Below are 11627 nucleotides of genomic sequence, written 5' to 3' on the forward strand. Positions count from 1 at the left end.
AAACTACTTTTTCAAGTTCTTCCTTTGTTCCTTGGAAAAAATTGTTTAAGCTAAACCCATTTTCGGTTGCTGGTATTTCTGCTTCGTTTTTTTTGGCCACAGTCGTTATACCCTCGTTTCTTGAATAGCTTCACCTTGTGATTTTTTCAAGGTTTACAGTTTCGACCTCATTGGCAAGCTATTTTTTCAAAAAATTATACCCGAAATAATTGGCGTTTTCTGCTGTTTTGGCAGTGACGTTATTGCTTCGGGCAATATTTTTCTTTTTGAGCGCGCCCTGGAGGACTTGAACCCCCGACATCAGGTTTTGGAGACCTGCGTTCTACCAACTGAACTAAGAGCGCACAAGCTTTTCTCTTTACGGTCATTGTGATCAACTTCTTTCAGTTTAGCACAATTCGACTCTAATTGTCATCTAAATTGTTACTTATTTTTTTATTTTTGGCAAGTTAGCGGCATTCGCCGCTCACAGCTTGGGTTTTGTCTGTTAATTCCCCCTATGGAATTAGAGGGCGCGGTCGAATCTTTGTTTAATGCGGGTTGCTTTACCGACCAGGGCGCGTAAATAGTAAAGTTTAGCACGTCTAACTTTACCACGACGTAATACCTTAATGCTCTCAATGCGGGGCGAATGGAGTAAAAATACCCGTTCTACACCCACACCTTGGAAAACTTTGCGAACTGTAATGGTTTCGTTAATACCACCATTCCGCATGGCTATAACTACGCCTTCGTAGGGTTGGACGCGGTATTTAGTACCTTCTTTGATTTTGACTCCGACTTTTACTGTGTCACCGACATAGATATCAGGTAAATCAGATTTCAATTGTTCCGCTTCAATTGAGCGAATAATCTCTTGGGCGTTCATTACTTTTCTGTTTTCTGAAAAAACTCACAATCACTAATTATAAATCTATAATCGCCCCATAGTCCAGCTATTTATTGAAGGAGTCACCGAGTCAGGAGTTAGAAGGAAAGAAGCAAGAATAAAATTACCTAATGACAACTGACAACTATCACCTGTCAACTGACCATTTCTGTTGTAAAATAGACAGTATCAGGATTCAGGGGGAACCAGGTAACTGGTCTTAAACGCCTATAGAGACTATTTTTGGTAATATTCAAGGTTTAAAGTCCAGCCAGCTAAAACAACTCCAGCGGCTGTACCATCAGCGGATATCAGGGGATTGTATTACTACATCTGAGTTTGCACAACGTCTTGCAGCAGTTAGTACGGAAATTAATCAGCCTGTTTGTACTTATATCAACCGTCGCGGACAAGTGATTCGGGTTGGTGTAGGTACTCCGCGTCAAACTCAAATCCCGCCCATGGAAATACCTCGCTACGGTGCTGAACGTTTGAGCGGAATTCGCTGTTTATCTACTAATCTCAAGTCAGAACCACCAAATGAGTCAGCATTGACGGCTATGGCTTTACAAAGATTGGATGCTTTAGTAGTTTTAAATATTACCGGGGACGGATTTACTAAGCGTGGTGGTGGTGCAACTGGATACGTAAAAGAAGCTTATTTAGCCCACCTTGTGGCTAATAATAGACAGTTAGTGACTACTAAATTTACTGACATGAGTATGGTTGACGCTAGTATATATTCTCACATATCACCGCCTCTAAGTTTAGATGCTTTGGCTGACCAGGATTTTCTCGAATTGGTGGAAAGTCTAGAAGCGGAATTTAGTCGGGAATATGTAGCTCAGGAAGTAGACACTGATCATGATCGGGTGGTAATTGTAGGAGTATTAACGGATAATACTAGCCCGCAACAATTCGATGATATTATAGCAGAATTGGCACGGTTGGTAGATACGGCGGGGGGTGATGTATTACAGACTTTACAACAAAAGCGATCGCGTATTCATCCCCAAACAGTTATCGGTGAAGGTAAAGTCCAAGAAGTTGCTCTCACGGTACAAACTCTGGGTGCTAATTTGGTAGTATTTGACCGTGATCTTTCACCTTCCCAGGTCCGCAATTTAGAGTCCCAAATTGGGGTCAGAGTAGTTGACCGTACGGAATTAATTTTAGATATTTTTGCCCAACGCGCTCAATCTGGTGCGGGTAAATTACAGGTAGAACTGGCACAGTTAGAGTATATGATGCCACGACTCACTGGTAGAGGTCAAGCCATGTCCAGATTAGGAGGTGGTATTGGAACTAGGGGACCTGGTGAAACCAAGCTAGAAACGGAACGTCGGGCTATTCAAAAACGCATTTCTCGACTACAACAGGAAGTTAATCAATTACAAGCACATCGTTGTAGATTACGTCAACGGCGACAACACCGAGAAGTTCCCTCTGTGGCTTTAGTTGGTTATACCAATGCTGGTAAATCTACTTTAGTTAATGCTCTCACTAATTCGGAAGTATATACCGCTGACCAATTATTTGCGACTCTTGACCCGACCACAAGGCGGTTAATGCTTCCCCACGCTGAAACGGGTGCGCTCCAGGAAACTTTAATTACGGATACTGTAGGTTTTATCCATGAGCTACCCGCGTCTTTAATGGATGCCTTCCGCGCTACTTTAGAGGAAGTAACAGAGGCAGATGCTTTATTGCATCTAGTGGATTTATCTCATCCTGCTTGGTTAAGTCATATTCGCTCCGTTCGGGACATACTCGCGCAAATGCCGATTACACCGGGACCGGCTTTAGTGGCCTTTAATAAAATTGATCAGGTTAGTAGTGAAACCCTGGCTTTAGCAAGGGAAGAGTTTCCTTTGGCTGTTTTCATTTCCGCTAGTCAGCGTTTGGGACTAGAAACCCTCCGTCAACGGTTATCACTGCTGATTCAGTACGCTGTTAATGGCGGTTGATAGTAGGGGTAGCGCCCCCGTGCCTACCCCGATATTTGGGGCAACCACAGGGGGTTTGCCCCTACAAAATGGGTAAATATTTTTGATAAAAATTGTTCAATATTATTGATAATAATGTCAATAATTCAACAATATATGCAGTTTTGCTAGAATCATGATTACTTCAATGTAATTGGTTACAAGATGATGATTACTACTGTTGAGCGTCGTTATAGTTTAGATGAATATCGCGCCATTGAAGAAAAAGCTGAAGAACGCAGTGAATATCGTGATGGAGAAATTGTGCCTATGTCGGGCGGATCACTTAATCATAGCCGTATAGGTGGCAATATTTTTGCGTTTCTCAAGTTTATTCTGCGTGATAGTAAATGTGAGCCAATTAATAGTGATTTAAGGTTATGGATTCCTGAATATAAACGCGGAGTATATCCAGATATCATGGTTTTTGCAGATGAACCGCAACTAAATGAAAACCGCAATGATGAAGTTTTAAATCCCATTTTAATTGTAGAAGTATTATCACCTTCAACCGCAGATTATGACCGACAAAGCAAGTTTCGGATGTATCGTTTAATTAGCAGTTTTTGTGAATATTTATTAGTTGAACAAGATGAAATTTTTATAGAAAAATATAGTAAACAGTCTCAAGGTTGGTTATTGAGTGATTTTAATAATTTAGAAAAATCTATTTATTTGGACTCTGTTGGGGTTGATTTACCGATCTCGGAAATTTATCGCGGTGTTGTTTTTGGGTAATCTGAATCAGGATTGATTGATAAACAAACCTATAAATTATCAGCAACCATTGTTAAACAGATGTTTTTTGTTAACTTCCATGTATCACCATGTTTCAAATGAGCAAACCAACTTTGCAAAGATTGTTTTATTTTCTCATTTTCTAGTTTACCTTGTTGCAGAAATGTTGAATGTCGTTACAAAAGTTTACATATTCAGTTATAGTAGTCCTATTAAGGGTGAAAATGTCAACATCTCATGAGATCTTCCATCCAATGAACATAACTAATTTGTTGACACATACAAGCTTGAAGATAGCGGAATTTATCTAACATTTTATTACCCCATTCTTGAAGAACAGATACAAGTTGTAAAATTGGATAAGCGATGAGACTGGCATAAATTTATATGCCAATACCATTAACATTTTTGGTAATTAATCTATCTAGTTTTAGGTGCATCTTTAAGAATTTCCATAATAATTCAACTCCCCAACGTAAACGGTAAATATCCCTGATTTCACCATCTGTAACTGCTACCTCTCCATCTGACGGTAAATTCGTGACTAAGCGAAATTCAGTTTTAGTTTCTAAATCACAAAAATTAACTACCCTATAAGCGGGAGCATCACTCGCTGAACCGATTTTGACTAATCCAGTTCCCGATTCAAATTCTAGTTGATAATTATTCTTAATTCGCACTACAAAATATTTGTCTTTTTGCACTAATTCCTGCATAAAATTTAGTCCCGCAAAACCTCTATCCATTACCCCAACAGCATCTTGCGGTAAATTAGACATCATTGATGAACCAAATTTATAATCATGATTATGTCCAAAATTTATCAAATTATTTTCTGGACTTCCTGTTGACAGATTGAGGGAACTAAAAAGTTTTACTTGATGATGTCCTCAAACCCATAGTAACTTACTTGTTAAGGTAATTACTGTAGAATCAATTGGACAAATGGCGTATTTATCATGTAACTTTTTGTGAGCTTTTTTCTGGAATAATTTATTCAATTGATGATAAATCTTTTGGACAGAAGTGTTGATTTCTGTGTGTGTTAGCCTTGGAAAAAGTCGAAATCCTTACATCAATCCCTGTATTGTTTAATCTTTTAAATAAGTCCCTCATACTTGTTAAACTATTATCCAAGGCATAACCCAACCAACACTCAACGTAAAGACGGGTGTTCAAAACCGGATAATCATTTTTTGGCAAGGATTTGAGGATGTCTTTGACAATCTTGGAAAATGAATTTATAATCATGATCAAATCAATATTTTGATATAGCTTGCTCAAATTTTAATATATTTTGGGCTATTTTTATCACAGATTTCTTAACATTCAACACTTCTACCACTTTATAAACTATAATATGTATCAATACCAAGATTTTATCATTCGCAATTGGCAAGAAAGCGATCGCACTTTAGCCTCCCAAGTCATTAGTTCTGTATTATCAGAATACGGCTTACCTTGGCAACCGGAAGAAGCCGATAAAGATGTATTACAAATAGAAGCATATTATTTAGCCACTGGAGGTGAATTTTGGGTAATTGAACAGCAAAATCAAATTGTGGGTACTGCGGCCTATTATCCCATCAATCGCGGCGAAAAAGCGGTAGAAATTAGAAAAATGTACCTTTTACCAAAAGTGCGGGGTTTAGGATTAGGAAAATATTTATTACAACAACTAGAAACCGTCATTTCTTCCCGTGGGTTTGAGGAAATTTGGATTGAAACTGCTAGTATTTTAACGGAAGCTGTTAAACTGTATGAAAGTAATGGTTATCTACCAACAACAGGAGTAGAAACTACTAGATGTGATCTAGTTTATGTAAAATATCTATGATGAACATATTCCAAAATCTACTAAATCTTTTTCTCAGATCTCATTGTCCCCTGTGTCAACGTCCTACAAATAGCGAACTTTGTCTATACTGTACCAGACAAGTTCAAAGTTGTCATTGCCAAAATCCCGCTTATTTATGGAAACAACCATTACCAATATTTGTTTGGGGAAATTATGGTGGTGGTGTCAAAAGAGCGATCGCTGCATTAAAATATAAAAATCAGCCTCAAATTGGTTATCTTTTGGGACAATGGTTAGGAGAATCATGGTTATTAAATTCACCACAACCCCAAAAACAGCTTTTAGTTGTTCCTATTCCTATGCACCCGAAAAAACAAAAACAAAGAGGTTTTAATCAAGCTGCATTAATAGCTGAAGGTTTTTGTCATGTCACAGGATACAAATTAAAAGTCAATGGTTTAGAACGCATTAAAGAAACTGAAGCACTATTTAATTTATCCCCAACGCAAAGACAAGAAAATTTAACAAATGCTTTTGTTATTGGTAAAGATTTGCGTCGTTCTCCCAATATACCAATATTATTAGTGGATGATATTTATACTACTGGTGCTACTGTCAAAGCTGCTGTTAAGACACTGGAAATACATCAAATTAAAGTTTTAGGTGTAGCTGCTGTGGCCACAACAAACAAAGAAAAAAAATAAAGCTATATTAGATTAGTTACCCTGTATTTATGGGGAAAGTATTTTAATTTATGAAAAAGAATTTTGTAGTTGGTTTTAGACAAATTTTAATTATTCCTATCACATTACTAATAATAGGGATTGGCAGCAAAACAGTTTCCGCACAAAATACACAAAATAAATTATATAGTCCCATTCCTTTAACTGATTTTACAGAAATTTCTGATACTTTGTCAAACAAAGATATTCCCACAGGACAGGGAGGATTTGCCCGTGATTATGCGGTAAAATTAAACAAAGGTGATAATTTAGCGGTTGATTTATCATCGGAAAATTTCGATACCATTATTACACTATTAGCTCCCAATGGTACGACAGTTTTAGAAAATGATGATGGTCCTGAGGGTACGAGTAATTCTGTGTTATTTACCCGCATTACAGAAACGGGAATTTATATTGTTCGGGTTCGTTCTTTTGGGGAAACTGGTCTAGGGAAGTTTAAACTCAAAGTGACAAAACTGCAACCTGTGAAGTAAGTATAAAATTGTAATGTAAACGATCATTTTTATCCGAAATTTCGCACTTTATACTTTATAAAGTATAATTACCATTTTCAAAAATTATTATCAATCATGGTTAAATGATTAAGTATTAGCACTTAAAATAATTGATAAAATATGTTTTTATACACAACAATTAAATTAGATAAATATTCGTATATTACCAAATTAACTGGAGAAAGTCAGATATAATAATATAAAAAAGTCAGCTTTTTATATCATCAAGATATGCAAGAATACGACGTTATTATTATCGGTGCTGGACATAACGGCTTAGTTTGTGCAGCTTATTTACTCAAAGCAGGTTATAGTGTTCTGCTATTAGAAAAACGTCCTGTGCCTGGTGGTGCTGCTACAACTGAAGAATGTATCCCAGAAGTACCAGGGTTTAAATTTAATTTGTGTGCCATTGACCATGAATTTATTCATTTAGGTCCAGTGGTGGAAGAATTAGAACTGACAAAATACGGCTTGGAATATCTAGAATGTGACCCAGTTGTATTTTGTCCTCACCCGGACGGTAAATATTTCTTGGCACATAAGTCCTTAGAAAAAACCTGTGCAGAAATCGCTCGTTATAATCAAAGAGATGCTAAAAAATATGCCGAATTTACCAATTATTGGCAACGAGCAATTAACGCCATGACTCCCATGTTTAATGCTCCACCAAAGTCAATTATAGATATTTTTGGTAATTACAATTTCCAGCAAGTTAAAGATTTATTTTCTGTTGTCGGTTCTCCGGCGAAAAGTTTCGATTTTGTGCGAACAATGTTAAATAGTGCGGAGGATATTCTCAATGAATGGTTTGATGAAGAATTTTTAAAAGCACCCCTATCAAGATTAGCATCAGAATTAGGTGCGCCACCTTCACAAAAAAATCTTGCAATTGGGGTGATGATGATGGCTATGCGTCATCATCCTGGTATGGCTAGACCTCGCGGCGGTACGGGTGCATTGGTGCAAGCATTGGTGAAATTAGTTAATAGTAAAGGTGGGGTAATTCTCACGGAACAGCACGTAGAAAAGATTTTAATTAATGATGCTAAAGCGGTAGGAGTCAGGGTAAATGGTGGTAAGGAATTTTTGGCTAAACATGGAGTAATTTCTAATATTGATGCCCAAAGATTATTCTTACAAATGACTGAAAAAAGCGATATTGATGCAGTTGATCCTGATTTATGGGAAAGGTTAGAACGCCGCATTATCAACAATAATGAAACCATTCTGAAAATAGATTTGGCATTAGATGAACCATTGCATTTTTCCCATCATGAACATAAAGATGAATATCTGATTGGTTCAATTTTAATTGCTGATTCTATGAATCATGTTGAACAGGCTCATAATAAATGTACAATTGGCGAAATTCCCGATTCTGACCCCTCCATGTATGTGGTTATGCCCAGCGCCCTTGACCCTAGTTTAGCACCGCCGGGGAAACATACTTTATGGATTGAATTTTTCGCTCCTTATCAAATTGCTGGTGCAAAAGGTACAGGTTTAAAAGGTACGGGTTGGACTGATGAATTGAAAAATCAAGTTGCTGATAGAGTGATTGATAAATTAGCGACCTATGCCCCAAATGTGAAAAAAGCAACTATCGCTAGAAGGGTAGAAAGTCCCGCAGAATTAGGGGAAAGATTAGGAGCATATAAGGGCAATTATTATCATATTGATATGACGATGGATCAAATGATCTTTTTTAGACCTTTGCCCGAATTAGCTAATTATAAAACCCCCATTGATCATCTATTTCTAACTGGTGCTGGTACACATCCAGGTGGTTCAATTTCGGGAATGCCAGGACGCAATTGTGCGAGGGTATTTTTGCAAAATAAGCAACCATTTGGTCAGGCTTTCAAGGATGCAGGAAATTCGATTAAGTCTACAGTTAGTTCGGTTTTTGGGATTAATTAAGTAATACAAATCTCAAGTGACAATTCAGATATTTTTAGGGTGGATCAAATCTGACAAGTCTGTAATAATAAACAGATTTTCAAGAACTGACACACCCTAAATCTTTATCTAAAATTGATAAGAAACACCAATGGAAAGAACAGGATAAATATTCAACCAATTAAGGTCATCCTGTACTTTTTTCCTTTCTGCTTCGATGTTATTATTAATTTGGGTTTTTAAAGAGTTGTCTGCACCCAGAGCAAATTCAGGCGTTAACGCTATTTGCGGAGATCCGGCAAACATGACACCCAAATTTGTCGAAAAACCCCAACGTTTACCAGGTTTCACCGCATTACCCCAACCAATACCAATATACGGTGCGACACTATTGCCGAAAGAAACCTTGGTTTTAACTGATGTCAGTTGAGTTGTGGTATTATAATCTACACCATTGATATTAATTGTTCCACCATTCTTGGCTTTGGCAGTTCCTTCTATATTATTGTCCTGAAATACCAAGCCTCCAGTCAAACGGAAACCGCCATTTTTCCAAGGATGGTAGTCAGCGAGGGTGGATATATTCAACAGGTTGAGATCGGCTTTATAATCAACATCAGACAAGTTAATATCTCTACTTATACCTAAACCATTAACCCCAACTTTAGCATTAATATTAGGTGTAATAGATTTGGTGACTGTTGCACCCACACCTAATGTACTAATTTCTGGTGTAATTGCCCAACCGCGAGTTTTTGCAGAAGTTTCGCTCTTTTCTTCCGTGGGTTTAGGTTTAACTTCCTCTGGTTTTGTTACTGGTGTGGTGACAGGTTGATTAGTACAGCGGGAATTTAAAGGATAATTTTTACAAAATACATCTAGATCCAGTGGTCTTTTGGCCAGTAAATCACCAGCATTGTAAGTGAAAGTTCCTGCTTGAGGAGGAGTCTCAGTTTTTTCAGGAGTAATTGATGTGGCAATAACCTCATTTGTGACTGCTGGCTGGGTAACTAATTCTGCAACAACTTCTTTAGCAATGACCATCTGATTGATTGATGTTCCCATTGCTAAACCAACCGCGACTGTCAATACAGACGTACCGAATTTGAAATTGTTCATGATCTGATGTTTAGTAAAATTTATTTGTTACGTTATATATTATATCAAATGTGTAAAATACCAAAAAAAATATCAAAAAAATATAAAAAAAGCTCTTGCTGTGACACAAGAGCTATAAAAAGTATGATATTGTCAGTGATGAAATAGAGATGAAAACAACCTAGTCGAGGTCATTCATAAACATCACTGGTTCTGTTTCCCGGTTAATACCTTTCTCGAAACCACCAGAAGCAGCGCGGGCGCGGCCTGCGTGCCACAAGTGACCAACAAGGAAGAAGAATCCTAAAACGAAGTGTGAACAAGCTAACCAAGCGCGTGGAGACACATAGTTAAAGGAGTTAATTTCGGTAGCCACACCACCTACAGAGTTCAAAGAACCCAGTGGAGCGTGTGTCATGTATTCAGCAGCACGACGAGCTTGCCAAGGCTGAATATCGTTCTTGATTTTTTCCAAGTCAAGACCGTTAGGACCACGGAGAGGCTCTAACCAAGGACCGCGGAAATCCCAGAAGCGCATGGTTTCACCACCGAAGATGATTTCACCTGTAGGAGAGCGCATCAAGTATTTACCTAGACCGGTAGGACCTTGAGCAGAACCGACGTTAGCACCTAAGCGTTGGTCACGAATCAAGAAGGTTAAAGCTTGTGCTTGAGAAGCTTCAGGACCAGTAGGACCGAAGAATTCGCTAGGGTATGCAGTGTTGTTATACCAAACCATGACGGAGGCGATAAAGCCCATCATAGAGAGAGCGCCTAAGCTATAGGAAAGGTAAGCTTCACCAGACCAGATAAAAGCACGACGCGCCCAAGCAAAAGGCTTGGTGAAGATATGCCAAATACCACCGGAAATACAAATTAAAGCAATCCAGATGTGACCGCCAATAACATCTTCCATGTTATCAACGCTGATAATCCAGCCTTCGCCACCGAAGGGAGCTTTCAAAAGATAACCGAAGATAATCGCTGGGTTAAGTGTGGGGTTAGTAATTACACGCACATCACCACCACCTGGAGCCCAGGTATCATAAACTCCACCGAAGAACATAGCCTTCAGCACTAACAACAACGCACCACAACCTAAAATAATCAGGTGGAAGCCGATGATGTTGGTCATCTTGTTTTTGTCTTTCCAGTCATAACCAAAGAAAGAAGAATATTCTTCTAAGGTTTCAGGACCGCGAACGGCATGATAAATACCACCAAAACCTAAAACGGCGGAGGAAATAAGGTGAAGTACACCAGAGACGAAATAGGGGAAGGTGTCAATAACTTCACCACCTGCACCAACGCCCCAACCAAGTGTGGCGAGGTGAGGGAGAAGAATCAAGCCCTGTTCGTACATGGGCTTTTCGGGAACGAAGTGAGCAACTTCAAATAAGGTCATTGCTCCAGCCCAGAAGACAATCAAACCAGCATGGGCTACGTGAGCGCCAAGTAGTTTACCAGATAAGTTGATTAAACGGGCGTTACCAGACCACCAAGCGAAACCGCTGGATTCTTGGTCGCGTCCACCACTAATGACTCTATTAGAGAGCGTTACCACGTGGTAATACCTCCTCGGGGAATATAAATTGTTCGTGGGGTTGATCTTGAGGAGCCATCCAAGCGCGGATACCCTCATTCAGTAAAATGTTTTTGGTATAGAAAGTTTCAACCTCTGGGTCTTCTGCTGCCCGTAATTCTTGGGAAACGAAGTCATAAGCCCGCAAGTTTAATGCTAAACCTACAATACCAACGGCACTCATCCACAAGCCTGTAACTGGTACAAACAACATGAAGAAGTGTAACCAACGTTTGTTGGAGAAAGCAATCCCGAAAATCTGTGACCAGAAGCGGTTTGCTGTCACCATGGAGTAGGTTTCTTCAGCTTGGGTGGGATTAAAGGCGCGGAAGGTGTTTGAGCCTTCGCCGTCTTCAAATAGGGTGTTTTCTACTGTTGCACCATGAATGGCACAAAGTAAAGCTCCACCTAAGATA

At 38.8% G+C, this 11627-nt stretch carries 10 protein-coding genes, 1 tRNA gene and 2 pseudogenes; 6 read left to right on the forward strand and 7 right to left on the reverse strand.

The window, feature by feature from the left end; translation table 11 throughout:
* The 3 genes and pseudogenes from ACIR310F_RS27010 to rplS form a co-directional block, all read right to left on the reverse strand.
* A pseudogene (locus tag ACIR310F_RS27010) lies at positions 1–100 on the reverse strand (preprotein translocase subunit SecE); the annotation flags it as partial.
* 171 nt (positions 101–271) lie between these two features.
* Positions 272–344: transfer RNA gene (locus ACIR310F_RS0116590), tRNA-Trp, on the reverse strand.
* 161 nt (positions 345–505) lie between these two features.
* A complete protein-coding gene (gene rplS, locus ACIR310F_RS0116595; protein ID WP_028084803.1) occupies positions 506–868 on the reverse strand; it encodes a 50S ribosomal protein L19 in 363 nt (120 codons plus the stop codon).
* Positions 869–1098: 230 nt separating this feature from the next.
* On the opposite strand from rplS, the gene hflX reads away from it, so the two are divergent.
* A complete protein-coding gene (gene hflX / locus ACIR310F_RS0116600) occupies positions 1099–2835 on the forward strand; it encodes a GTPase HflX (RefSeq protein ID WP_028084804.1) in 1737 nt (578 codons plus the stop codon).
* Positions 2836–3021: 186 nt separating this feature from the next.
* Positions 3022–3591, forward strand: a complete 570-nt coding sequence (locus ACIR310F_RS0116605) for a Uma2 family endonuclease (RefSeq protein ID WP_028084805.1) — start codon at positions 3022–3024, stop codon at positions 3589–3591.
* A 227-nt stretch (positions 3592–3818) separates the two neighbouring features.
* On the opposite strand, the pseudogene ACIR310F_RS22845 reads toward ACIR310F_RS0116605, so the two are convergent.
* Positions 3819–4842, reverse strand: a pseudogene (locus tag ACIR310F_RS22845) (IS4 family transposase).
* A gap of 109 nt (positions 4843–4951) precedes the next feature.
* Here ACIR310F_RS22845 and ACIR310F_RS0116615 point away from each other — a divergent pair.
* The 4 genes from ACIR310F_RS0116615 to crtO all read left to right on the forward strand — a co-directional run bounded on the left by ACIR310F_RS0116615 (position 4952) and on the right by crtO (position 8552).
* Entirely contained in the window at positions 4952–5428 is a 477-nt protein-coding gene (locus tag ACIR310F_RS0116615) for a GNAT family N-acetyltransferase (protein WP_028084806.1), read from the forward strand.
* Positions 5425–6093, forward strand: coding sequence for a ComF family protein (locus ACIR310F_RS0116620; protein ID WP_028084807.1), 669 nt, complete (start codon positions 5425–5427; stop codon positions 6091–6093). The genes ACIR310F_RS0116615 and ACIR310F_RS0116620 overlap by 4 nt, the downstream gene beginning before the upstream one ends.
* A gap of 50 nt (positions 6094–6143) precedes the next feature.
* A complete protein-coding gene (locus tag ACIR310F_RS0116625; protein ID WP_028084808.1) occupies positions 6144–6608 on the forward strand; it encodes a PPC domain-containing protein in 465 nt (154 codons plus the stop codon).
* Positions 6609–6860: 252 nt separating this feature from the next.
* A complete protein-coding gene (gene crtO, locus ACIR310F_RS0116630; RefSeq protein ID WP_028084809.1) occupies positions 6861–8552 on the forward strand; it encodes a beta-carotene ketolase CrtO in 1692 nt (563 codons plus the stop codon).
* Between the two features lie 108 nt (positions 8553–8660).
* On the opposite strand, the gene ACIR310F_RS0116635 is transcribed toward crtO, so the two are convergent.
* The 3 genes from ACIR310F_RS0116635 to ACIR310F_RS0116645 form a co-directional block, all read right to left on the reverse strand.
* Entirely contained in the window at positions 8661–9650 is a 990-nt protein-coding gene (locus ACIR310F_RS0116635) for a hypothetical protein (protein WP_028084810.1), read from the reverse strand.
* 160 nt (positions 9651–9810) lie between these two features.
* Entirely contained in the window at positions 9811–11193 is a 1383-nt protein-coding gene (gene psbC, locus ACIR310F_RS0116640) for a photosystem II reaction center protein CP43 (RefSeq protein WP_028084811.1), read from the reverse strand.
* Positions 11177–11627, reverse strand: a 451-nt coding sequence (locus ACIR310F_RS0116645; protein WP_028084812.1) for a hypothetical protein, incomplete at its 5' end; no start/stop codon positions are given. The genes psbC and ACIR310F_RS0116645, both read right to left, overlap by 17 nt.

It is taken from the genome of Dolichospermum circinale AWQC310F, assembly GCF_000426925.1.
GTDB classification, from domain to species: Bacteria; Cyanobacteriota; Cyanobacteriia; order Cyanobacteriales; family Nostocaceae; genus Dolichospermum; species Dolichospermum circinale.

Bases quoted from the DNA above. Each gene is read 5' to 3' on its own strand.
- rplS (WP_028084803.1), bottom strand. From the start codon at position 868: ATGAACGCCCAAGAGATTATTCGCTCAATTGAAGCGGAACAATTGAAA.
- ACIR310F_RS0116605 (WP_028084805.1), top strand. From the start codon at position 3,022: ATGATTACTACTGTTGAGCGTCGTTATAGTTTAGATGAATATCGCGCC.
- ACIR310F_RS0116615 (WP_028084806.1), top strand. From the start codon at position 4,952: ATGTATCAATACCAAGATTTTATCATTCGCAATTGGCAAGAAAGCGAT.
- ACIR310F_RS0116620 (WP_028084807.1), top strand. From the start codon at position 5,425: ATGATGAACATATTCCAAAATCTACTAAATCTTTTTCTCAGATCTCAT.
- ACIR310F_RS0116625 (WP_028084808.1), top strand. From the start codon at position 6,144: ATGAAAAAGAATTTTGTAGTTGGTTTTAGACAAATTTTAATTATTCCT.
- crtO (WP_028084809.1), top strand. From the start codon at position 6,861: ATGCAAGAATACGACGTTATTATTATCGGTGCTGGACATAACGGCTTA.
- ACIR310F_RS0116635 (WP_028084810.1), bottom strand. From the start codon at position 9,650: ATGAACAATTTCAAATTCGGTACGTCTGTATTGACAGTCGCGGTTGGT.